The sequence below is a fragment of the Sediminicoccus sp. KRV36 genome (genome assembly GCF_023243115.1).
In the GTDB taxonomy this organism is placed as follows: Bacteria; Pseudomonadota; Alphaproteobacteria; order Acetobacterales; family Acetobacteraceae; genus Roseococcus.
In genome coordinates, this window is sequence record NZ_CP085081.1 from 3,428,397 (window position 1) to 3,450,561 (window position 22,165).

Sequence of the window (22,165 nt, forward strand, 5' to 3'; positions counted from 1 at the left end):
TGATCCGGCGTTGGGGCAGCATACTCTTCCCTGGCAATCCACCGTGTGGTTTGGCGATGACACCCAGCGCAGCATCGCCACCCGCACCTCGTCAATATGGGAACCGGAACCACATGGGTGAAGTGGCAGACAGCAATTCGTTGATGATGGACATCGAAGCCCTCGGCGCGCGGTTGCAAAAGGCCCGGGCATCCATAGGCCGCGTGATTTTCGGCCAGGAGGAGGTGGTGGACCAGGTGCTCATCACCCTGCTCTCGGGCGGGCATGTGCTGCTGGTGGGCGTGCCGGGGCTGGGCAAGACCAAGCTGGTGCAGACGCTGGGCACCGTCATGGGCCTCGATGAGCGCCGCGTGCAATTCACCCCGGACCTGATGCCGGCCGATATCCTGGGCAGCGAGGTTCTGGAGGAAGGGGCCGACGGCAAACGCGCCTTCCGCTTCCTGCAGGGGCCGGTCTTCTGCCAATTGCTGATGGCCGACGAGATCAACCGCGCCTCGCCCCGCACCCAATCCGCCCTGCTCCAGGCCATGCAGGAGCATAAGGTGGCCATCGGCGGCGAAATCATGCCCCTGCCCGAGCCGTTTCACGTCCTGGCCACGCAAAACCCCATCGAGCAGGAGGGCACCTACCCCCTGCCCGAGGCGCAGCTCGACCGCTTCCTGCTGGAAATCGAGGTGGATTACCCGAGTGCGGAGGCCGAGCGCGCCATGCTGCTGGCCACCACCGGCGCCAGCGAGGCCCAGGCCACGCCCGCCATGACGGCGCGCGAGCTCATCGCGGCGCAGCAGCTGATCCGCCGCATTCCGGTGGGTGAGCAGGTGGTGGATGCCATCATGAAGCTCGTGCGCGGCGCCCGGCCGAGCGAGGATGGCCTGCCCAGCGTGCGCAACAACCTGGCCTGGGGCCCCGGCCCCCGCGCCGCCCAGGCGCTGATGCTGGCCACGCGCGCCCGCGCCGTGCTGGATGGCCGCCTCTCGCCCAGCCTGGATGACGTGCTGGCCCTGGCCGAGCCGGTGCTGCGGCACCGCATGGCGCTCTCCTTCGCCGCCCGGGCCGATGGCGTGAAGCTCAGCGACGTGATCGCCGAGCTGAAGGCCAGCCTTGGCTGAGGCGCAACTCAGTCCCGCCATCGCTGAAAGCGCGGCATCACGCCTGCCGCCACTCATCGTGGCCGCCGAGCGCATCGCCGCCACCGTGATGCAGGGCGTGCATGGCAGGCGGCGCTCCGGCCATGGCGATGCCTTCTGGCAATTCCGCCCCTACACGGCGGGCGATGCGGCCTCCAGCGTGGATTGGCGGCAAAGTGCCAAGGCCGACCGGCTTTTCGTGCGCGAAACCGAGTGGGAGGCGGCGCAGACCGTGCTGTTGTGGCGGGACCCCTCGCCCTCGATGCAATGGCGCTCCAGGCCCAATCTCGAACCGAAATCCCGCCGTGCCGATCTGCTGCTCCTCGCACTCGCCTCGCTGCTGTTGCGCGGTGGCGAGCGGGTGCGGCTGATCCCCGGCGATCGCCGCGCCTTCATGGGGCGCGCCGCCCTGCCCGCCCTGGCCGCCGCCCTGATGCGCCCGGTGCCCGAAGGCTCCCCGGAGCTTGATCTTTCCATGCCGCGCCATGCGCGCCTGGTCATGTTCGGCGATTTCCTGCAGCCGATGCCGGAGATTCAATCCGCCCTGGCCAGCTTCGCCGCCCGGCCGGTCCGCGGCCAGATGCTCCAGGTGATGGACCCGGCGGAGGAAACCCTCCCCTACTCCGGCCGTATCCGCTTCGACGGGCTGGAAGGCGAGGCACCCTTGCTCGTTCCCCGCGTGGAAACCATCCGGGCACTCTATGCCGAGCGGCTATCCGCGCATCGGGACGGCATCTCCACCATGGCGCGGGCGGCGGGCTGGGGGTTTGCCACGCACCGGACCGACCAGCCGCCGCATGCCGCACTTCTGGCGCTTTGGCAGGCCCTGGCGCCGTCATGAAGGGGCGCGCGACCCGCCTGGGGCTTAGTCCCTCTCGCCCCCCGGCAGGCAAGCTGTCCCCTGCGGCTTATCCGGCTGCGTGCGCATGATCTCCTTCGCCGCCCCCTGGCTGCTCTTGGTCCTGCCGGCACTCCCCCTGCTGTGGTGGCTGCTGCGCGTCACCCCGCCGCAGCCCCGCCGGATGGATTTTCCGGCCGCCATGCTGCTGCGCGACCTGCCGCTGGCCGAGGAAACGCCGGCCCGCACACCCTGGTGGGTGCTGCTGATGCGCATCGCCGCCGCCGCCCTGCTGATCCTGGGCCTGGCCCGGCCGGTCCTGGGCCCCGGCGGCGAGGGCACGAATGCCGGCACGCTGCTCCTGGTCATGGATGATGGCTGGGCTTCCGGGCCGGACTGGCCGCTGCGCATGGCCATCGCCCAGTCCGAACTGGACCGCGCCGGGCGGGAAGGCCGGCCCGTCGCCCTGCTCGGCACCGCGCCCGGCGAGGGCGCCACCCCGCCCCGCATCATCGGCCCCATGCCCGCGGGCGACCTGGCGCCGCGGCTCGCTGCCCTGCGCCCCCGCCCCTGGCCGCCGGACCGCGCCGCTGCCCTTGCGGCACTCGAAGCCTGGAACCGCACGGAGGCCGGCCGCTTCACCGCGATCTATCTCTCGGACGCGCTGGCCCACCAGGATGGCGCGGCGGCCGAGGCGCTGATGGCGCGGCTTGGCCCCGGCCTTACCCTGGCCCGCGCGGAGGAGCGCCCGGTGCGTCTGCTCAGCCCGCCCCGCGCCGAGGGGGACCGCCTGCTGGTCACGCTCCGGCAATCGCCGGTGCTGATACCCGGCGAGGCCAGCCTCATCGCCCGCGCCCAGGATGGCCGCGCCCTGGCCCGCGCCAGCTTCGCGCTCGGCTCCGGCGCCACCGAAGCGCAAGCGGTGCTGGAATTGCCCACCGAGATTCGCAACCGCGTGCACCGCCTCGACCTCGCGGAGGAGAATGGCGCCGGCGCCGTCGTGCTGCTGGATGAGCGTTTCCGCCGCCGCCCCGTGGGCCTGCTGCCCGGCGCCGAAGACGCCGCCGATGCCCCCCTGATCGGGGATCTGTTCTATCTGGAGCGCGCCCTCAACCCCTTCGCGGAGTTGCGGCGCGGCGATGTGGACCGGCTGCTGGCGCGCCCGATCTCGGTGCTGATCCTGGCCGATCGCCCGGTGGCGGAGGGGCCGGAACTCGCTGCTCTCACGCGCTTCGTGCAGCAGGGGGGCACGCTGATCCGCTTCGCCGGCGCCAGGCTGGCCGAGCGGCCGGACCCGTTGCTGCCCGTGCAACTGCGCGCCGAGCGGCAATTGGGCGGCTCCCTCTCCTGGGAGCAACCGCAGCGCCTGGCCCCCTTCGCCGAGGGCTCCCCCTTCGCTGGCCTGACCGTGCCGGCCGAAATCAGCGTGGAGCGCCAGGTGCTGGCCGAACCCTCGCCGCGCCTCGCGGAGCGCGTCTGGGCCAGGCTGACCGATGGCACGCCGCTGGTCACGGCGGAAACGCGGGGTGCCGGGCGCATCATCCTGTTCCACGTGACCGCGACCGCGGAATGGTCCGACCTGCCGCTCTCTGGGCTTTTCGTGCAGATGCTGCGCCGGCTGGTGGCGCTTTCAGCCGGTGTCTCGGGCCAGGAGGGCGAGGCCATGCTGGCGCCGCTGGAAGCGCTGGATGGCTTCGGCCGCGCCGTGCCGCCGCCGCCCGGCGCCCAGGCCCTGCCCGCGGCGGGCGAGGTGGTGATTTCGGCCCGCCATCCGCCCGGTTGGTATGGCACGGTGGGCGGCGAGGGCTTCCGCCGCGCCATCAACCTGGGCGAAAGCCTGCCCGCCCCCACGCTGCATGCGCAGCCACCGGCCGGCACCGCGCAGCGCAGCATCGCCAGCATCCCCGCCGAGCGGGACCTGGGCCCCTGGCTGATGGCGCTGGCCTTGCTGATCCTGGCCGCGGATCTTCTCGCCTCGCTCCGGCTGCGCGGTTTGCTGACGCCGGCGCGGATCGCGGGCCTCGCGCTGATGCTCCTCGCCGCACCTGCCATGGCGCAGGAGAATGCGGGGCAATCCGCGCTGGTCACGCGCCTCGCCTATGTCGTCACCGGCGATTCCAGCCTCGATGAAACCATGCGCCAGGGCCTCGCGGGCCTCTCGGATTTCGTCAATCGCCGCACGGCCGCCACGCTGGCCGAGCCCGCGGCGGTCACGCCCGGGCGGGATGATCTGAGCCTCTATCCCCTGCTCTATTTCACCGTGCGGCCCGATGCGCCGGTGCTCGACCCCGCCGCCGTCACAGCCCTCAATACCTTCATGCGCAATGGCGGGATCATCCTGTTCGACACGCGCGATGAGGGCTCGGGCGAGGGGTTTGCGCCGGGTGCGCGCGCGGCCCTGCGGCGCGTCACCCAGGGGCTGGCCATCCCGCCCCTGATGCCGGTGCCGGAGGAGCACGTGCTGCGCCGCGCCTTCTATCTGCTGGCCGAATTGCCCGGCCGCTTCGCCGGCGGCACGGTCTGGGTCAGCCGCGAGCAGGATCGCGCCAATGACAGCGTCTCTCCCGTGGTGATCGGCGGGCATGACTGGGCCGGTGCCTGGGCCGTGGATGCGCGCGGGCAGAATCTGCACGCGGCGGTGCCGGGCGGTGCGCGCCAGCGCATCCTCGCCTACCGGTTCGGCGCCAATCTCGTGATGTACGCGCTGACCGGCAACTACAAGGGCGACCAGGTGCATGTGCCGGCCATCCTGGAAAGGCTGGGCAATTGATTCATTCCCCAGAAAATCGCTGCGCGCTTTTGCGGGGGCCACGGGTCGCGCTCCCCGCGAACCCGCCTGCGGCGTCTGTCTGGGGGTCCCGGATTTGCGCGTTGTTCCGGGCGGTCTGTGCGGGGCTTGCCGCGAAGCCGCATGTCTTGCAGCGGAGCGGCACCTGGGGCGAGGGGCATGATCCCCTGCGGGCATCACTCACCGTGAGGGCTGCCCGTTGAATACATCCCTCGCCTTTGATTTCGCGCCGATCCTGCCGCTCTGGCTGCTGGGCGCGCTCGCGGCGGTTTGCGCACTGGCCCTGCTGCCCGCGGCACTCCGGCGGGCACGCGGCGTCTGGTGGCGCGCCGCCGCCTTCGCGCTGATCCTGGGCGCCCTGGCCCAGCCGCGCCTTGTCGAGCAGACGCGTGAAACCCGGCCCGACATCGCCCTCCTGCTGGTGGATCGCAGTGACAGCACGCGCGTCTCCTCCACCCACGCCGCCGCGATCGAGGCCGCACGCCGCAACATCGAGGCGAGGCTCGGCCGGATGCGGGATGTGGAATTGCGCGTGGTGGACATCCCCGAGGGCGGCAACCAGGGAACCCGCGCCTTCGCCGCGCTGGAGCGTGCGCTGGCCGATATTCCCGCGGCACGCCTCGCCGGCGTCATGCTGCTGTCGGACGGCCAGGTGCATGATGTGCCGCCCGACGGCACGTGGCCCCCGGGCGAGGGCGTGCCCCTGCATCTGCTGATGCCCGGCCGCGCCGGCGAGACGGATCGCCGCATCCGGCTGATCGAGGCGCCGGGCTTCGGCATTGTCGGCCGCAGCGTGGAACTGCGCCTGATCATCGAGGATCTGGGCGTGGCCCGGCCCGAGGGCATGGCGCAGCTGACCCTGCGCCGCGATGGCGCCGCCCCCATCACCGAGGCCGTGCCCATCGGGCGCGAGCACCGCATCACCTTGCCGATCGAGCGCGCCGGGCCTTCGGTGATTGACCTGGTTGCCGAAACCCGGCCGGGCGAGGTTTCGGATGTGAACAACCGCGTCGTCGTCACGCTCAACGGCGTGCGGGACCGGCTGCGCGTGCTGCTGGTCAGCGGCGAGCCGCATGCCGGGGAGCGCACCTGGCGCCGCCTCCTGAAGGCTGATCCGGGCGTGGACCTGGTGCATTTCACCATCCTGCGCCCACCCGAGAAGGATGACCTGACGCCGCTGAACGAGCTGGCGCTGATCGCCTTTCCGGTGCGCGAATTGTTCCAGGTGAAGCTGCGCGAATTTGATCTCGTGGTGTTTGACCGCTTCGCCAATCGCGGGATTTTGCCGCCCACCTATATGCGCAACATCGCGGAATATGTGCGGGCGGGCGGCGCCTTGCTCGTTTCGGTCGGGCCGGAATTCGTGGGGCCGACCAGCCTCGCCGCAACACCGCTCGGCGCCGTGCTCCCGGCCCGGCCGCTCAATCCGCAGCAGGCGATCATCGAGCAGGCCTATCGGCCGCGAATCAGCATGGCAGGCGCCCGCCACCCGGTCACCGAGGGCATGCCCGGCGGCAATACCGAGACGGCGGAACCCTCCTGGGGGCGCTGGTACCGCACCATCCGCACCGAACCGCGCTCCGGCACCACGCTGATGGAGGGGGCCGGCTCGGCGCCGCTCCTGGTGCTGGATCGTGTGGGCCAGGGGCGCGTGGCCCTCATGCTGTCCGACCATATCTGGCTCTGGTCGCGCGGGCATGATGGCGGCGGACCACAGCAGGAATTGCTCCGCCGCACCGCGCATTGGCTGATGCGCGAACCCGAATTGGAGGAAGAAGACCTCACGGCACGGATCGAGGCGGGCCGCCTCTTCATCGCGCGCCGCAGCCTGGATGCGGGCGCCCCGCCCGAGGTGACCATCACCGCGCCCGATGGCTCCACCCGCCGCGCACCGCTCAGCGCCGGCGCGGGCGGGCGGGCCACGGGCGAAGCGCCGGCCGAGGCGCCGGGGCTTTGGCAGATCAGTGATGGCCGCCGGCAGGCCTTCGCCGCCAGCATGCCGGCCAACCCACCCGAATTCAGTGACCTCCGCGCGGAACCCTCGCGCTTGCTCCCGCTGGTGAATGCGACGGGAGGTGCCGCGCGCTGGATCGGCGAAGGGGCGGGCGTGCCGGATATCCGCCCGGTTGCGGCCGGGCGGGATGCCCAGGGCTCAGGCTGGATTGGCCTGCGCAAGCGGGAGGATCACACCGTGACGGGCATCGCCGCCCTGCCGCTGCTGCCGCCCTGGCTGATGCTGCCCTTGCTGCTGGGCGTCGCAATTCTTGCCTGGCGCCGGGAAGCGCGCTGAAGCGGGCGCCAATTCTTGGCGGGAAGGACAAAATCGCCGTTGCATGATCGGCCCGGGCGTTCAAGTCTGGGTGGGCGAGCCGGATCAACCGCGCCGCCCCACGCTCAATCCCCCAAGGAAGCCCATCATGCTCGCACGCGCCTTGGCCATTTCGGCCGCCACCCTCGCCCTCACGGCGGGCTCCGTCCTGGCCCAGGATTTCAACCGCCGCCCCTCCTTCGGGACGTTGAACCTGAATTATAATTTCGCACCCGACCCGACCATCGTGAACGTCACCGCCGGCGGCTCCATCCCGGCCGAGCGGATCGGCGGCCCGGGCTGCGTCGGCTCGATCGCAACGCCGCCTGATGTGCGGCTGAATTATCGCGCGGGCGGCGGGCTGCCGCTGTTCATTTCGGCCACGGCGCGCACCGATGTGACGCTGGTGATCAACCTGCCGAACGGGCGCTGGATCTGCAATGATGACTTCAAGGGCACTGACCCCGGGATCATCTTCAACCAGCCGCAATCCGGCCAGTACGACATCTGGATCGGCCATTATGGCCGTGGCGCGGGGGTGCCGGCGCAGCTGGTGATTTCCGAAATCGTGCCACGCTGATACAGGCCAGATGCGGGGGCCGTCCCCCCGCATCACCTGGAGATTCCACATGACCGAATTTTTCACCGATGTGACGCTGGGCACGGGCGAAGCCGCGACCGCCGGGCGCCCCGTTGCGGTGCATTACACGGGCTGGCTGTTCGACGCCGCCGCCCCCGAGAACAAGGGCCGCAAATTCGACAGCTCCCGCGACCGGGGAGACGCGTTCCGCTTTCATCTGGGCCAAGGCCAGGTCATCCAGGGCTGGGATCAGGGGGTGGTCGGCATGAAGATCGGCGGCCATCGCCGCCTCGTCCTGCCGCCGGAGCTGGGGTACGGCGCGCGCGGCGCGGGCGGCGTGATCCCGCCCAACGCGACGCTGGTGTTTGACGTGGAACTGCTTGAAGTCGGCTGACGCCCGGTTTGAGAGGGCCCTGCCCTCTCAATCTCTCCCGGCCGGGTGAGCAGCCGCGTGGTCTTCCCACATGCCCCGCGCCTTCCGAAGCGGAGAGGGTCCTGACAGCCGCCTTTGCTTGACGGCTGGCCCTCGGCGCGCTCGGCTGGCGCCATCAGGGGAGACGCGGCAATGAACGCCATGGACCACAGCGCCACAGCCACGGCCTGGCTGGGCCACTTCGAAGCGGCGCTGGCGGCGGGCGATGCCAGCGCGCTGTTTCAGCCGGACGGCCATTGGCGCGATGTGCTGGCCTTCACCTGGGAGTTGCGTACCATCAGCGGCGCCGCCGCCATTGCCGCCGCCCTGCGCGGCGCCCGCGCGCGCAACTTCCGGCTCGACCCCGAGCGCTCCCCGCCGCGCCGCGTGCAGCGTGCGGGCGTGGATTGCCTGGAGGTGATCTTTGCCTTCGATGCGGAGCATGGCGAAGGCCATGGCGTGGCGCGTCTCGTGGAGGGCCGCGCCTGGACGCTGCTGACGGCGCTCGGCGAATTGGCAGGTGCGGCGCAGGTGGAGCTGCCCGATTATTCGCGCGAATTCGGCGGCGAAAACTGGCTGGACAAGCGCAACCGCGCCCGCGCCTATGCGGATCACGACCCCGCGGTGCTGGTGGTGGGCGGCGGCCAGGCTGGGCTTTCCATCGCGGCGCGCCTCGGCCAGATGGGGGTGGATACGCTGATCGTGGATCGCGCGGCGCGCATCGGCGACAACTGGCGCAAGCGCTACCACGCGCTGACGCTGCACAATGAGACGCAGGTCAACCACCTGCCATATCTGCCCTTCCCCAAGACCTGGCCGGTCTTCATCCCCAAGGACAAGCTGGCCAACTGGTTCGAATTCTACGTCGAGGCGATGGAGCTGAATTTCTGGACCGGAACGGAGCTCATCTCAGGCCAGCATGACGGCACGGCCTGGGAGGTGACGCTGAAGCGCGCCGACGGCAGCGGCCGCGTGATGCGACCGCGGCATCTGGTCTTTGCCACAGGCGTCAGCAGCATTCCCATCCGGCCCAGGCTTCCCGGCCTCGACGATTTCGCCGGCACGGTGCTGCATTCGGGCGCCTATACCGAGGGGCATGCCTGGAAGGGCAAGCGCGCCATCGTGCTGGGCACCGGCAATTCCGGCCATGACGTAGCGCAGGACCTGCACGCCAGCGGCGCCGAAGTGACGCTGATCCAGCGCAGCCCCACTCACATCGTGAGCCTGGTCGAGGCACAGCGCGTCTATTCCATCTACACCGAGGGGCTGCCGGTGGAGGATTGCGACCTGCTGGCAACCTCCATGCCCTATCCCGCGCTGTGCGATTCCTACCGCAGGGCGACGACGCATTCGCGCCTGGTGGATCAGCCCCTGCTGGATTCCCTGGCCGCCGTCGGCTTCCGGCTGGACAATGACGAAGGCTCGATGGGGTTTCAGATGAAATACCTGGAGCGCGGCGGCGGCTATTACTTCAATGTCGGCTGCTCGGACCTCATCGCCGAGCGCCGCATCGGCCTGCTGCAATATGCCGATGTGGACCGCTTCGTGGCCGAGGGCGTGCGGTTGCGCGATGGCAGCCTGGCCCCGGCGGAACTGCTGGTGCTGGCCACCGGCTACAAGAACCAGCAGGAGACGGCGCGCGCCTATCTGGGCGATGCGGTGGCCGAGCGGATCGGCCCCGTCTGGGGCTTTGATGCGGGGGGCGAATTGCGGAACATGTGGCGGCCGACGGCGCAGAAGGGCCTGTGGTTCACCGCCGGGAGCCTCGCGCAATGCCGGATCTATTCGAAATTCCTGGCGATGCAGATCAAGGCGCGCGAGGCGGGGCTGGTGCCTCAGTAGTCCCGGCGCAAATTCAGCACGATCTCGTTGGTGCCCTCGACCAGGCTGTGGGTCACGCGCTCCACGACGTAGCTGCCATTATGCTGCGGATCGATCGTGCGGGAATTGGCGACGGACATGCTCTTGTGGTCCAGGATTTCCACATGTTCGCCCACGCGCGGGATCGTGAGGAATTGCAGCTGCCCCTCCGAGAACTTGCCGCCGCCTTCCATCCGCGTTGCGTAATTATGGCCTGAAAAGCGGTAGAGCACCTTGAACACGTGACATTCCTCCTGGTCGGATCCGGCCTCGCCCGGCCTGTCCTGCACATGCCTAACGCGGATTCGCGCCACCGGTTGGCATGGCATCGAAATGGCGGCGATTGCCAGGAGTGGCAAGCGGCTTCCCAGGCCCGGGCCCGGCCGCCACACTGACCGCTTTGGAGGGCTGCCATGTTCTATGAACCCCGTCTCGGCCACGGCCTGCCGCATGACCCCTTCAAGGCCATCATAGCCCCCCGGCCCATCGGCTGGATCTCCACGCTGGATGCGCAGGGCCGCCCGAACCTGGCACCCTACAGCTTCTTCAACGCGATCCATTCGCGCCCGCCCATGCTGGCCTTCACCAGCGAGACGATGAAGCACAGCGCGGCCAATGCCATCGCCAGCGGCGAGTTCGTGTTCAACCTCTGCACCCGGCGCCTGTTCGACGCGATGAACATCTCCTCCGCGGCGCTGGCGGCCGGTGAGAGCGAGTTCGAGGCCGCGGGGCTGGAGACGGCGCCCTGCCGCATCGTCAAGGCGCCGCGCGTGGCCGCCGCACCCGCCGCGCTGGAATGCCGGGTGGCGCAGTCCTTCCGCCTGCAGGATGCGAACGGGGCGGCGCTGGAAGGCTGGATGATCATCGGCCAGGTCGTCGGCGTGCATATCGACGAGGCGTATCTCCGGGATGGCCGCTTTGACACGGCGGCGGCCGAGCCTTTGGCCCGCTGCGGCTATCGGGACTACGCGGCGGTGACGGAGATGTTCGAGGCGTTGCGCCCCACCGATGGCGGGGCGTTCGCCGCGGGTCAGCCCGATCGGTGACAGGCCGCGTGGCTGGGGGACCTGGATTCGAACCAAGACTGTCCGAGTCAGAGTCGGAAGTTCTACCGTTAAACTATCCCCCAAGCGCGCCCGCTCGGCAGGCAGGGGTCCTAACACCGCATTTCTCGCTTGCCAAGCGCAGTTCCCGCTTGCGATGACAGCCCTGCTTCATGATCATGACAGCATCGCCCCCCGCAGGACCCGCCATCCCCCGATGAGTGCCCTCCTCCCTCGCCCGGCTCCACCGCCCGCGCTGTTTGCGGCGCTGGATCTTGGCACCAATAATTGCCGCCTGCTGATCGGCGCGCCGACGCGCCATGGCTTCCGCGTGGTGGACAGTTTTTCGCGAATCGTCCGGCTGGGTGAGGGCCTGGCCGGCAGCGGCGCGCTCTCCGATGCCGCGATGGAGCGGACCATCTCCGCCCTCTCGGCCTGCGCCGAGCGCCTGCACCGCCGCCCGGTCCGGCGTCTGGCCGCCGTCGCGACCGAGGCCTGCCGCCGTGCCGCCAATGGCCCGGCCTTCCTGGCCCGTGCCGCCCAGGAAACCGGCCTGCGCCCGCGCATCATCTCCCCGCGCGAGGAAGCCGAGCTCGCGATGGAAAGCTGTGCCCCCCTGCTGGAGCCGGGGGACCGCCGCGCCATTTTGTTCGACATCGGCGGCGGTAGCACGGAAATCGCCTGGATTCGCACCGGCCCACGGCCCGAACTGATCGGCTATATCTCGATCCCCTTTGGCGTGGTGACCCTGGCCGAGCGCGAGGGGGGCGACTGCTTCTCCACCCATGGCTTCGCCGCCGTGGTGGAGGATATCCATGCCAGGCTGGCCCAGTTTGACCGGCTCCATTGCATTGGCCAGGAGATTCGCGCGGGCGGGGTGCGGCTGATCGGCACCTCGGGCACCGTCACCACCCTGGCCGGGGTGGTCATGGCCTTGCCGAAATATCGCCGGCAATTGGTGGATGGCACACGGCTCAACGCCCAGGCGGCCGACGCCGCGCTGGAGCAACTCTTTGCCATGGGCCGCAAGGGCCTCGCCGCGCACCCTTGCGTGGGGCCGGAGCGGGCGGATTTCGTGCTGCCAGGCTGCGCCGTCTATGCCGCCATCCGCCAGCTTTGGCCGGTGGGCGAACTCACCGTGGCCGATCGTGGCCTGCGTGAGGGGATGCTGATGCGCCTCATGCGCGGCGGCCGCGCCTAGCGGTCGAGGGCGCCTGGCATCTCCGCGGGCGGCGCTCCTCCCCTGGCGGAGGCTTCGGCCGCAACCCATGGCCCGGGTATGGGCCTTTGGCCCGGGCGGCGTTCCCGCGCGGGCCGATCTGCTCTAAACGCCCAGCATGGCCAAACCGCCGATCAAGCAGGGCCCGGGTCCCCGCAGCACCCATGCCAATGTCAAAACCGCCCGCGGCCGCAGCAATGCGAGCCAGCGCTGGCTGCTGCGGCAATTGAACGACCCTTATGTGAAGATGGCCCAGGCGGCCGGCTATCGCTCCCGCGCGGCCTTCAAGCTGACCGAGCTGAATGATCGCTTCAAGCTGCTCAAACCCGGCCAGCGCGTGGTGGATCTGGGTGCGGCACCTGGCGGCTGGACGCAGGTGGTGCTGCGCCAACTGGGTGAGCGCGGGCAGGTCGTGGCGCTGGACCTGCTGCCCATGGACAACCTGGCCGGCGCCATCATCCTGCAAGGCGATTTTCAGGACGACGCGACCGAGGCCGCGGTGCTGGCGGCCCTGGGCGGCTTCGCCGACCTCGTCCTCTCCGACATGGCGCCCAACACCACGGGCCATGGCCCGACGGACCATTTGCGCATCATGGACCTCGCGGCCCTCGCCCTCGATTTCGCGGTGAAGGTGCTGGCCCCGGGCGGCGCTTTCGTGGCCAAGGTGTTCCAGGGCGGCAGCGAAAAAGCCATGCTCGAGCGCCTCAGGCTCAGCTTCACCGAGGTGCGCCACGCCAAGCCGCCCGCCAGCCGCAAGGAAAGCAGCGAGCTTTACGTGGTCGCGACCGGGTTCAAGCGCGGCTGAGGGCGAGTTGGAGCGGATGGTGGACGTGGGTGGACCGAGAATGTGACTGTGTTGCGCTGGGAGCGGCGGTGCCACTTGGGGGAAATAGTTGATGGATGGCGATCAGGAACCCGCGCAGGGGATCACATCGAGCGCTGCAGTGCTGCACGCCGCCTTCAGCAAGCTGTCGGACCCAGGCTTGCCACAGGGGCCGCTGCACGAACGTTGGCGGGCGGCCATGGGCCTGCCCTCCGAGGTGCCGATCTACTGGTCTCTTGAGCAGACTGCACGGCTCGTGACGACCGTCGGCGCGCAGGCCGAACTACTTCCAGACCGCTTCAACCGGTCGAAGAGCCAGGCGAGGGAGGTCGTCGCGAACCTGAAAGCAGCGCTGGAGCCGCACATGCTCGGCCAGCCCTGGAGTAGTGCGGCACAGTACGTGACCAGTGACCGCCTGAATCTGCTGGGGATGGTGGCCGACCTGCTCGATGCGCAGTTCCCGGAGGGCTGCCCCGGCGAGGGCGTAACCCCCGATCTGATAGAGCGCATTGACGCGGTGACCGAGGCGCTGGACGGCGTACCGTATCCTGCCCACGCCCGGGCGGCGATTGAGGGGCGGGTCGCGGCCCTGCGGTGGGCTGTGGAGAATTGGCACCTCGTGGGCGCGGCCGGCGTAACCGACCTAATGGGGGCGATGGGCAGCGCGGTCTCCGTTGCCACGGCGGGGGCGCTGCCCAAGGGTGGGCCAGCCGCTGACCGCGTGCACCAAGCGGTGGTGTCGGCCTTGGACTGGATCGGGCGGTGCATGGTGGTGAGGGAGGCCGGGTCCGGCCTCGTCGCCCTCGCTCCCTACGTGCCGCAGCTCCTGGTGACCGGCCCGCAATAGCCCGCAGATTGAGAGAAAGCCTCAAGGACAGCAGCGAGCTTTCCATGGTGGCGATGCGGTACCGGCGGTAGCGCATGCCAGACCGTCATATTGCAATGCTGGACGCAAGGCGCGCGCCCGGTTAAGGCAGCACGCCAAGGTCGTGTGACCGCCCGAAAGGCCCCGCCATGGCAGCTCTTGATTTCGCAGAACCCATCCGCATCGCAGAGGCATATGCTTTTGACGATGTCCTGATGCTGCCCGCCTACTCGACGGTGCTGCCCAGCCAGACCGATACGCGCACCCGCCTGACGCGGGAGATCTCGTTGCACATCCCGCTCATCGCGGCCGCCATGGACACCGTGACCGAGGCGCCGATGGCCATCGCCATGGCCCAGCGGGGCGGCATCGGCGTGATTCACAAGAACATGTCCCCCGACGAACAGGCCGACCAGATCCGCCAGGTGAAACGCTTCGAAAGCGGCATGGTGGTGAACCCGGTCATGGTGAACCCCGAGCAGACGCTCGCCGATGTGATGGAACTCAAGGCGCGCCATCGCATCTCGGGCTTCCCCGTGGTGGAGCCCGGTACGGGCCGCCTCGTCGGCATCATCACCAACCGGGATCTGCGCTTCGCCACCGACCCCAAGCAGCGCGTCTATGAATTGATGACGCGGGAGAACCTGGTCACCGCGCCGCAGAATGTCTCGGCCGAACAGGCCCGCACCCTGCTGCACAAGCGGCGCCTCGAAAAGCTGCTGGTGGTGGATGATGCCGGCCGCTGCGTCGGGCTCATCACCGTGAAGGACATGGACAAGTCCGAGGCACATCCCAATGCCGTGAAGGATGGCCTCGGCCGGTTGCGCGCCGCTGGCGCCACGGGCGTCGGCGAGGAGGGTATTCGCCGGGCCGAGGCCCTGGTGGCGGCCGAGGCCGATGTCATCGTCGTGGATACGGCCCATGGCCATTCCGGCGGCGTGCTGGCCGCGATCGAGCGCATCAAGCGCCTCTCCAACACGGTGCAGATCATCGCCGGCAATGTGGCCACGCCCGAAGGCGCGCTCGCCTTGATCGAGGCGGGTGCGGATGCCGTGAAGATCGGCATCGGGCCCGGCTCCATCTGCACCACGCGCATCGTGGCCGGAGTGGGCGTGCCGCAGCTTTCGGCAGTCATGGAATGCGCGGCGGCGGCGCGGGAGCGTGGTGTGCCCAGCATCGCCGATGGTGGGATCCGCAATTCCGGCGATATCGCCAAGGCGCTGGCGGGTGGCGCCGAATGCGTGATGATGGGCAGCATGTTCGCGGGCACTGATGAAGCCCCGGGCGAGGTGTTCCTCTACCAGGGCCGCTCCTACAAGTCCTATCGCGGCATGGGCAGCCTGGGCGCCATGGCCCGCGGCAGCGCCGACCGCTACTTCCAGGCCGATGTGAGCGACCAGTTGAAGCTGGTGCCCGAGGGCGTGGAAGGCCGCGTCGGCTATAAGGGCCCGGTGGGAGCCGTGATTCACCAGTTGGTCGGCGGCCTGCGCGCGGCCATGGGCTACACCGGAAGCGCCACCATCGCGGATCTGCAGAAGAATGCGCGCTTCCGCCGCATCACCAATGCGGGCCTGCGCGAAAGCCATGTGCATGACGTAGCGGTGACGCGCGAAGCCCCGAATTACCGCAACGATGGGTGAGCGCTGGGAGCCTCCGGCCGCGCCGGAGCGCGCCATCGAGGCCGTGGTGTTCGATGCCTATGGCACATTGCTGGATGTGCATTCGGCCGTGCTGCGCCACGCTGTCCGGCTGGGGCCGGAAGCGGCGGCCTTCTCCCAGGAATGGCGGGTGAAGCAGCTGGAATACTCCTGGGTCCGCAGCCTGACAGGGCCATCCCGTCACCAGGATTTCTGGGCCTGTACGGTGGAGGCGCTGCGCTTCGTCTGCGCGCGCTACAGCCTGCGCGATGCCTCCCTGATCCAGGATCTGCTTGACGCCTATCGCCGCCTCGATGCCTATCCGGAGGTGCCGGCCATGCTGCGCGCCCTCAAGGCCAAGGGGACGCGCACGGCCATCCTCTCCAACGGCACGCCGATGATGCTGGTGGAAGCCACGACCGCATCGGGCATCGCCACCCTGCTGGATGCGCTGCTCTCGGTCGAGGCGGTGGGCATCTTCAAGCCCGATCCGCGCGTCTATGCGCTGGCCGAGCACAGGCTTGGCCTGCCGGCCGCGCGCATGATGTTCGTCTCGGCCAATGCCTGGGACACCCAGGCGGCGCTCGCGGCGGGCTACCAGGCCATCCGCATCAATCGCAACAACGCGCCCGATGAATACGGGCTGGAAGCCGCCGGCGTGCCAAGCCTGACCGACCTCTCCTCCCTCCCTGATCTCGTCTCGTGACGCCCGAAGGACGGCTCTCCGCCGCGATTGACCTGCTGCATGCGGTCTTCGACCAGCCGCGCCGGCCCGCCGATGCGATCAGCGCGGATTTCTTCCGCGCACGGCGCTACATCGGCGGCAGTGACCGGCGCGCCGTGTCCGACCTGGCCTGGGGCGTGCTGCGGCAAAGGCTGCGGCTGGAATGGTGGATCGCCCAGACCGGCGCGCGGCTGACACCGCGCCTGCTGGTGCTGGCTCACCTGCTGCTGGCAGAAAAGCGCAAGCTGGTGGAGGCCGCGCGGCTGTTCGATGGCGGGCGCTTCGCCGCCGGCCCGCTCGATGCCGGTGAGATGGGCGTGGGCGAGCAACTCGTCGGCAAGCCGCTGACCGGCAAGGAAATGCCCGACGGTCCCCGCATGAACCTGCCCGACTGGGCCATGCCGGGCCTGACCGCCCGTTTCGGCGACGCGCTGGACGCCGAGTCGCTGGCCATGGAAGCGACCGCGCCGCTCGATCTGCGCGTCAATCTGCTGAAATCCACGCGTGAAGCGGCCCAGGCCGCGCTGCGCGCCGAGGGCCTCATCTCGGAAACCACCCCCTTTTCGCCCTGGGGTCTGCGACTGCCCGGGCGTACCCCCATCACCGGGACCGCCGCCTACAAGGCTGGCGTGATCGAGGTTCAGGATGAGGGCAGTCAGATCATCGCGGCCCTGGTCGGCGCGCGGGGCGGCATGCGCGTGGTGGATTACTGCGCGGGGGCGGCGGGGAAGACGCTCGCCATGGCCGCCACGATGAACAATCAGGGCCGCGTCACCGCCTGCGATGTCTCGGTACCGCGCCTGGAGGGGGCCACCAAGCGCCTGCGCCGGGCCGGCGTCCACAATGCCGAGACGCATCTGCTGGAGGCGGGAGATCGCTGGGTGAAGCGCCGTGCGGCGACCTTCGACCGCGTCCTGGTGGATGCGCCCTGCACCGGCACCGGCACCTGGCGCCGCAACCCTGATGCGCGCAGCCGCACAGGGGCCGAGGACCTGAGGGAATTGCTCGGGAAACAACATGAAATTCTCGCCACATCCGCGCATCTGGTGAAGCCTGGGGGTAGGCTCGTCTACGCGACGTGCTCGCTGTTGCCTGAGGAGGATGAAGTGCAGGTTGAGGCATTCCTGGCGAGCCACCCGGCCTTCCGCGCCATCCCCTTGAGCACGGCCTGGGCCGAGGCTGGCCTGCCCGGCACCCCCCCGACCACGGCCGAGCATCTGCTGCTCTCGCCCGGGGCGCATGGCACGGATGGCTTCTTCTGCGCCGTGCTGGAACGAACCGCCCTGGAAAAGGCGGGTTAGGCACCGGCTGCGATGGTTACCATCCGCCGCGCCCGCCCCTCCGACGCCGACGCCATGGCGCGCGTGCACCTGGCCACCTGGCGCAGCACCTATGCCGGCGTGCTCCCCGAAGCCTATCTGACCAGCCTTTCCGCCCACCAGGAGAGCCTCGGCTATGAGCGGGGCATCCTGGAACGCCGCGGCGGGCATGCGGGCTTCGTGGCCATCGCCGATGGCCAGGAAATGCCGGGCGGCGGCATCATCGGCTTCATCACCGGCGGCATGTCCCGGCGCCAGGCCATCGCCGAGGGCGAGGTGGAAACACTCTATCTGCTGGATGATTTCCGCGACCGCGGGATCGGGCGGCGGCTGATGCGGGCCATGGCCTCGCACCTCGCATCGCTCGGGGCCGAATCGGCCTTTGCCTGGGTGCTGCAGGACAATCCCGCGCGGTGGTTCTACGAGCGGCTGGGCGCCAAGCTGGCCGCGCGGGAGGACATGGTCTTCGCCGGCCAGAAGACCACGCAGCTCGCCTATGCGTGGGAGCCGATCCACACGCTGCTGACCGCGACCGCCACCACCAAGCTGCCGCGCTGAACCGATGCCAGGCCGGCGCCCCTGGCTCCTCGCGGGGCTGTCAGCAGTTTTGCCACGGCCTGCCCTGGCTGCCAGCCTCGCGCAGATCGAAGCGCGGGTAGGCGGCCGCCTGGGTGTGGTAGCGCAGGACGGGGCCACGCGCTTCGCGCATCGCGCGGCGGAACGCTTCCCCATGGCCAGCACCTTCAAGGCGCTGCTGGCGGCCGCCATCCTGGCCCGCGTGGATGCGGGCGAGGACCGCCTCGACCGGCGCCTGCCCGTCCCGCGCGAAGGGCTGATCCCCTGGTCGCCGGTGACGCAGCCCCGCGCCGGCGGCGAAATGAGCCTCGGCGAACTCTGCGCCGCCATCATGACGATCAGCGACAATACCGCCGCCAACCTCCTGCTCGGCGTGGTCGGCGGGCCGGCGGGACTGACGGCCTGGCTGCGGCGGGCAGGCGACGCAACAACCCGGCTCGACCGCACGGAACCCACGCTGAACGAGGCCACACCCGGCGATCCGCGCGATACCAGCACCCCGGAGGCGTTTGGCGCGACGCTCGGGCGGATTGCGCTGGGGGACGTGCTTTCCCAGCCATCACGCGCGCAGTTCCAGGCCTGGATGATCGGCAACGGCACGGGCGGGGCGCGGCTGCGTGCCGGCCTTCCGCCTGGCTGGCGCGTGGGGGACCGGACCGGCGGCGCCGCGCATGGCACGAGCAATGTGGTGGGCGTCCTCTGGCCGCCCGGCGATGCCCGGCCCTGGGTGGTTGCCGCCTTCCTCACTGAATGCGCGGCCGAGCCAGCCGCGCGCGATGCCGCCCTGGCCGATGTCGCGCGGCTGCTGGTGGCTCAGCACTCTTGACGTGGCGCGCGCGCCATGGTGCGCAACGCCATGAACACCACCTCGCCCCAGCAAGACCGCATCCTCATCCTCGATTTCGGCAGCCAGGTGACGCAGCTCATTGCGCGGCGGCTCCGGGAATCCGGGGTTTATTGCGAGATCTGGCCGTTCAACGCCGCCCCTGAGGCGCGAATCCGCGCCTTCGCGCCCAAGGGCATCATCTTCTCCGGCGGCCCGGCCTCGGTCACCGAGGGCGAGAGCCCCCGCGCTCCGGATTATGCCTTTGCCTCCGGCCTGCCGATCCTGGGCATCTGCTATGGCCAGCAGACGCTGGCGCATCAGCTGGGCGGCACGGTCGAGGGCGGCCATGCCCGCGAATTCGGCCGCGCCACCGTCACCGTCACGGGTGATTGCCCGATCACCCAGGGTGTCTGGGCCAAGGGTGCGCGCGAGACGGTGTGGATGTCGCATGGCGACCGGATCACCGTGTTGCCCCCCGGCTTCCGCGTGGTGGCCGAGAGCGAAGGCGCGCCCTTCGCCCTCATCGCCAATGATGAGCGCCGCTACTACGGCACCATGTTCCACCCCGAGGTGGTGCACACGCCGCATGGCGCCGCACTGCTGCGCAACTTCACCCACGGCATCTGCGGCTGCACGGGCGACTGGACCATGGCCGGCTATCGCGCCGAGACCATCGCCAAGATCCGCGCGCAGGTCGGCCAGGGCCGCGTGGTGTGCGGACTTTCGGGCGGCGTGGATTCCTCGGTGGCGGCGGTGCTGCTGCACGAGGCGATCGGCGACCAGCTGACCTGCATCTATGTGGATCACGGGCTGATGCGCGCCAATGAGAGCGAGCAGGTGGTGAAGACCTTCCGCGACCGCTTCAACATCAAGCTGATCCATCGCGACGCGAGTGACCTGTTCCTGGGCCAGCTCTCCGGCGTCCCTGATCCGGAGCAGAAGCGCAAGATCATCGGGCGGTTGTTCATCGAGGTCTTCGAGGAGGAGCAGAATAAGCTCGGCGGTGCCGATTTCCTGGCCCAGGGCACGCTGTATCCGGATGTGATCGAAAGCGTTTCCGCCACTGGCGGGCCTTCTGTGACGATCAAGAGCCACCACAATGTGGGCGGCCTGCCCGAGGGCATGCGGATGCAGCTGGTGGAACCACTGCGCGAACTCTTCAAGGACGAAGTGCGCGTGCTCGGCCGCGAGCTTGGCATCCCCGAGGAGATCGTGGGCCGCCACCCTTTCCCGGGGCCGGGCCTGGCCATCCGCATCCCGGGCGAAGTGACGCGGGAGAAGGCGGATCTGCTGCGGAAGGTGGACACGATCTACCTGGAGGAAATCCGCGCGGCAGGGCTCTATGACGCGATCTGGCAGGCCTTTGCCGTGCTGCTGCCGGTGCGGACCGTGGGCGTGATGGGCGATGGCCGGACCTATGACATGGCCTGCGCGCTGCGCGCCGTGACCAGCACGGATGGCATGACTGCGGAATTTTATCCGTTCGACATGGGCTTTTTGGGGCGGGTGGCGAACCGGATCGTGAATGAGGTTCGGGGCGTGAACCGGGTGACCTACGACATCACGAGCAAGCCGCCGGGGACGATTGAGTGGGAGTAGGCGTCCGGCAACATCAGGCCTTGAAGCGGTTGGCGCGGAGCCATGCCAGCACGCGCGGATGTGGTCTGTCTTGAAGCCGCGTCGGCGGGCTCATAAGGCCCGAGGGGATGACCATGGCCTGGATGGCGGCTGGATCATTCATGTGGCGCGAAACCTGGCTTCGCTGATCGTCGGCGACGCCAACCCTGCCTCGAGGAGCGCGGTGCGGCGAAGGCGCCGCCGAAGCTCAGGACCAGGCCGCTGCGGCTGCGTCCCGGAGCCAGCGAATAGCGACGCGTCGCGTCATCCCCCCTTCGCCGGATCCTTGCGCGGCATGGGCTGCGTCACCGGCGCCAGCCGGGCACCTTGCGGCCGCCGCTCGAAGGCGATGATGCTGTCATAGACGGACATCGAGAATGTTGACGCCGTGAAGTCGCTGATGGGCAGCGCCCCACGCGTATGCGCCGCGTTCAGGCTATCCATCAGCTCCTTGGCCAGTTCCATGAAGCTGCCGGGCCGTTTCAAGCCGCCTTCGAATTCATCCCAATAGCAGGTGTGCAGGTCCTCGAGCATGTAGACGCCATGCGGGCTCATGCGCGGGTAGAGGTGCTGAAACGTGGCGGCCAGATGCCGCATCATGTGGCTGCCATCATCGAGGACGATGTCTATCGTGGGGTTTTCGGCCAGGATGCGGTCCAGCACGGCAGGGTCATCCTGGCTGCCGATATGGATCTCGATCCCCTCGGCCTCATGCGCCTTGCAGGCCGGATTGATGTCGAGGCCGATGATGCGCGCCTGCGGGCCCAGATACTCACGCCACATGGCGAGCGACCCGCCACCAAAGACGCCGATTTCCAGCATGGTGACCGGGCGATTGCGAAATCGCTCGAAGTGCTTCTCGTAAATATCGAAATAATGCACCCATTTGTGCAGCCGCTTATGACCGTTGTTCAGGAAATACCTGTGCAGAAAGCCGTCGGATGACATGGGAACTCCCGCTTATGTCCGGCGCAGCCAAGCAGCCCAGGCGCTGTCGGGACGCGTTGAGAAACAAGCCCAGAATGGCGCGCGCGGGAAGCCGCGCCAATCCCGTCCTCCCTCGGGAGCAGTGGCGTTCAGGGCCGGCCCGCGCAGTCGAAGAGCTGCCGGAAGGCCGCGTTGGAGCGTGCCGATGGAAAGCGCAGCGTGGCCTGGCCGGCCTGGATGAACAGGGCCTGCCCATTGGCCAGCCCATCCTCCGAGCCCGGCTCGCCATCCGGCTCGCTGAACCGGGCAAAACCGGGCGGGCCGATAATGGCCTGGGCGGTTTGCGCGCCGGCCGCGTCATCCACCCAATACCGCACGGCAAAGCGGGGGCCGAGCCGGTCCAGCGCCTCATTGCCGGAGGCAAAGCCGATGACGAGGCCGCGGCCGGGCATCGCCAGCACGCGGAGGAGGCTGCCATCGGGCTGGCTGCGTTCCCAATCACACCGCGCGAGGCGGCGGGTACCGGCCACCAAATAGCGCGCAACCGTCCAGTCACCGACCCGCCGCTCCCACTCGCGGGCCACATTGTCCTGCGCGGCCGCGGGCACGGAGGACAGCAAAGGCGCGCAGAGCGCGAGCAGGGCCAGCGGGGAAAACAGGACATGCTGTGTCATGG

General features: G+C 69.2%; 20 protein-coding genes and 1 tRNA gene. 17 read left to right on the top strand and 4 right to left on the bottom strand.

Annotated features, from left to right (window positions below):
- Positions 1–143 precede the first annotated feature (143 nt).
- The 7 genes from LHU95_RS16195 (at position 144) to LHU95_RS16225 (ending at position 9,895) form a co-directional block, all read left to right on the top strand.
- Positions 144–1,109, top strand: coding sequence for a MoxR family ATPase (locus LHU95_RS16195; protein ID WP_248711573.1), 966 nt, complete (start codon positions 144–146; stop codon positions 1,107–1,109).
- On the top strand, positions 1,102–1,968 hold the full coding sequence (locus LHU95_RS16200) for a DUF58 domain-containing protein (RefSeq protein WP_248707999.1): 867 nt from the start codon (positions 1,102–1,104) through the stop codon (positions 1,966–1,968). Before LHU95_RS16195 ends, LHU95_RS16200 begins: the two co-directional genes overlap by 8 nt.
- 85 nt (positions 1,969–2,053) lie before the next feature.
- Positions 2,054–4,735: a DUF4159 domain-containing protein gene (locus tag LHU95_RS16205; RefSeq protein WP_248708000.1), complete on the top strand. Its 2,682-nt coding sequence runs from the start codon at positions 2,054–2,056 to the stop codon at positions 4,733–4,735.
- A gap of 217 nt (positions 4,736–4,952) precedes the next feature.
- The gene (locus LHU95_RS16210; protein ID WP_248708001.1) at positions 4,953–7,043 is read left to right on the top strand and encodes a hypothetical protein; all 2,091 of its coding nucleotides are present in this window, start codon (positions 4,953–4,955) and stop codon (positions 7,041–7,043) included.
- Between the two features lie 127 nt (positions 7,044–7,170).
- Complete coding sequence (locus LHU95_RS16215) at positions 7,171–7,641, top strand: hypothetical protein (protein WP_248708002.1); 471 nt, start codon at positions 7,171–7,173, stop codon at positions 7,639–7,641.
- Positions 7,642–7,690: 49 nt separating this feature from the next.
- Complete coding sequence (locus LHU95_RS16220; RefSeq protein WP_248708003.1) at positions 7,691–8,035, top strand: FKBP-type peptidyl-prolyl cis-trans isomerase; 345 nt, start codon at positions 7,691–7,693, stop codon at positions 8,033–8,035.
- 171 nt (positions 8,036–8,206) lie between these two features.
- Positions 8,207–9,895 (top strand): NAD(P)/FAD-dependent oxidoreductase, encoded by a 1,689-nt coding sequence (locus LHU95_RS16225; protein ID WP_248708004.1) that lies wholly within the window; start codon positions 8,207–8,209, stop codon positions 9,893–9,895.
- Here LHU95_RS16225 and LHU95_RS16230 read toward each other — a convergent pair.
- A complete protein-coding gene (locus LHU95_RS16230) occupies positions 9,889–10,155 on the bottom strand; it encodes a hypothetical protein (protein WP_248708005.1) in 267 nt (88 codons plus the stop codon). The two genes, LHU95_RS16225 and LHU95_RS16230, sit on opposite strands and share 7 nt — an antisense overlap.
- 171 nt (positions 10,156–10,326) lie before the next feature.
- Here LHU95_RS16230 and LHU95_RS16235 point away from each other — a divergent pair, with 171 nt between their 5' ends.
- On the top strand, positions 10,327–10,959 hold the full coding sequence (locus tag LHU95_RS16235) for a flavin reductase family protein (protein ID WP_248708006.1): 633 nt from the start codon (positions 10,327–10,329) through the stop codon (positions 10,957–10,959).
- Positions 10,960–10,968: 9 nt separating this feature from the next.
- Here LHU95_RS16235 and LHU95_RS16240 read toward each other — a convergent pair.
- Positions 10,969–11,042 (bottom strand) — tRNA-Gln (locus tag LHU95_RS16240).
- Between the two features lie 131 nt (positions 11,043–11,173).
- Here LHU95_RS16240 and LHU95_RS16245 point away from each other — a divergent pair.
- The 9 genes from LHU95_RS16245 to guaA all read left to right on the top strand — a co-directional run bounded on the left by LHU95_RS16245 (position 11,174) and on the right by guaA (position 20,544).
- Positions 11,174–12,157, top strand: a complete 984-nt coding sequence (locus LHU95_RS16245) for a Ppx/GppA phosphatase family protein (RefSeq protein WP_248708007.1) — start codon at positions 11,174–11,176, stop codon at positions 12,155–12,157.
- 136 nt (positions 12,158–12,293) lie between these two features.
- A complete protein-coding gene (locus LHU95_RS16250) occupies positions 12,294–12,980 on the top strand; it encodes an RlmE family RNA methyltransferase (protein WP_248708008.1) in 687 nt (228 codons plus the stop codon).
- Between the two features lie 91 nt (positions 12,981–13,071).
- Entirely contained in the window at positions 13,072–13,845 is a 774-nt protein-coding gene (locus LHU95_RS16255) for a hypothetical protein (RefSeq protein WP_248708009.1), read from the top strand.
- Positions 13,846–14,012: 167 nt separating this feature from the next.
- A complete protein-coding gene (gene guaB, locus LHU95_RS16260; protein ID WP_248708010.1) occupies positions 14,013–15,503 on the top strand; it encodes an IMP dehydrogenase in 1,491 nt (496 codons plus the stop codon).
- Positions 15,496–16,206 carry a haloacid dehalogenase type II gene (locus LHU95_RS16265; RefSeq protein WP_248708011.1) on the top strand — a complete coding sequence of 237 codons (711 nt, stop codon included), beginning with the start codon at positions 15,496–15,498 and terminating at the stop codon, positions 16,204–16,206. The genes guaB and LHU95_RS16265 overlap by 8 nt, the downstream gene beginning before the upstream one ends.
- Complete coding sequence (locus LHU95_RS16270) at positions 16,203–17,525, top strand: RsmB/NOP family class I SAM-dependent RNA methyltransferase (protein WP_248708012.1); 1,323 nt, start codon at positions 16,203–16,205, stop codon at positions 17,523–17,525. The genes LHU95_RS16265 and LHU95_RS16270 overlap by 4 nt, the downstream gene beginning before the upstream one ends.
- A gap of 12 nt (positions 17,526–17,537) precedes the next feature.
- Complete coding sequence (locus tag LHU95_RS16275; protein WP_248708013.1) at positions 17,538–18,101, top strand: GNAT family N-acetyltransferase; 564 nt, start codon at positions 17,538–17,540, stop codon at positions 18,099–18,101.
- A 49-nt stretch (positions 18,102–18,150) separates the two neighbouring features.
- Positions 18,151–18,945: a class A beta-lactamase gene (gene bla, locus LHU95_RS16280; protein WP_248708014.1), complete on the top strand. Its 795-nt coding sequence runs from the start codon at positions 18,151–18,153 to the stop codon at positions 18,943–18,945.
- Positions 18,946–18,960: 15 nt separating this feature from the next.
- Positions 18,961–20,544: a glutamine-hydrolyzing GMP synthase gene (gene guaA / locus LHU95_RS16285; RefSeq protein WP_248708015.1), complete on the top strand. Its 1,584-nt coding sequence runs from the start codon at positions 18,961–18,963 to the stop codon at positions 20,542–20,544.
- 282 nt (positions 20,545–20,826) lie between these two features.
- Here the strand turns inward: guaA and LHU95_RS16290 are convergent, their stop codons facing one another.
- Both LHU95_RS16290 and LHU95_RS16295 read right to left on the bottom strand, forming a co-directional pair.
- Positions 20,827–21,510 (bottom strand): class I SAM-dependent methyltransferase, encoded by a 684-nt coding sequence (locus tag LHU95_RS16290; protein WP_248708016.1) that lies wholly within the window; start codon positions 21,508–21,510, stop codon positions 20,827–20,829.
- Between the two features lie 128 nt (positions 21,511–21,638).
- On the bottom strand, positions 21,639–22,163 hold the full coding sequence (locus tag LHU95_RS16295; protein ID WP_248708017.1) for a hypothetical protein: 525 nt from the start codon (positions 22,161–22,163) through the stop codon (positions 21,639–21,641).
- Positions 22,164–22,165: the final 2 nt, after the last annotated feature.

Coding starts and splice junctions, on each gene's coding strand:
- LHU95_RS16265 (WP_248708011.1), top strand. CDS start 15,496: ATGGGTGAGCGCTGGGAGCCTCCGGCCGCGCCGGAGCGCGCCATCGAG.
- LHU95_RS16295 (WP_248708017.1), bottom strand. CDS start 22,163: ATGACACAGCATGTCCTGTTTTCCCCGCTGGCCCTGCTCGCGCTCTGC.
- LHU95_RS16235 (WP_248708006.1), top strand. CDS start 10,327: ATGTTCTATGAACCCCGTCTCGGCCACGGCCTGCCGCATGACCCCTTC.
- LHU95_RS16275 (WP_248708013.1), top strand. CDS start 17,538: ATGGTTACCATCCGCCGCGCCCGCCCCTCCGACGCCGACGCCATGGCG.
- LHU95_RS16255 (WP_248708009.1), top strand. CDS start 13,072: ATGGATGGCGATCAGGAACCCGCGCAGGGGATCACATCGAGCGCTGCA.
- LHU95_RS16215 (WP_248708002.1), top strand. CDS start 7,171: ATGCTCGCACGCGCCTTGGCCATTTCGGCCGCCACCCTCGCCCTCACG.
- LHU95_RS16195 (WP_248711573.1), top strand. CDS start 144: ATGATGGACATCGAAGCCCTCGGCGCGCGGTTGCAAAAGGCCCGGGCA.
- LHU95_RS16250 (WP_248708008.1), top strand. CDS start 12,294: ATGGCCAAACCGCCGATCAAGCAGGGCCCGGGTCCCCGCAGCACCCAT.
- LHU95_RS16245 (WP_248708007.1), top strand. CDS start 11,174: ATGAGTGCCCTCCTCCCTCGCCCGGCTCCACCGCCCGCGCTGTTTGCG.
- LHU95_RS16290 (WP_248708016.1), bottom strand. CDS start 21,510: ATGTCATCCGACGGCTTTCTGCACAGGTATTTCCTGAACAACGGTCAT.
- guaA (WP_248708015.1), top strand. CDS start 18,961: ATGGTGCGCAACGCCATGAACACCACCTCGCCCCAGCAAGACCGCATC.
- LHU95_RS16225 (WP_248708004.1), top strand. CDS start 8,207: ATGAACGCCATGGACCACAGCGCCACAGCCACGGCCTGGCTGGGCCAC.
- guaB (WP_248708010.1), top strand. CDS start 14,013: ATGGCAGCTCTTGATTTCGCAGAACCCATCCGCATCGCAGAGGCATAT.
- LHU95_RS16220 (WP_248708003.1), top strand. CDS start 7,691: ATGACCGAATTTTTCACCGATGTGACGCTGGGCACGGGCGAAGCCGCG.
- LHU95_RS16205 (WP_248708000.1), top strand. CDS start 2,054: ATGATCTCCTTCGCCGCCCCCTGGCTGCTCTTGGTCCTGCCGGCACTC.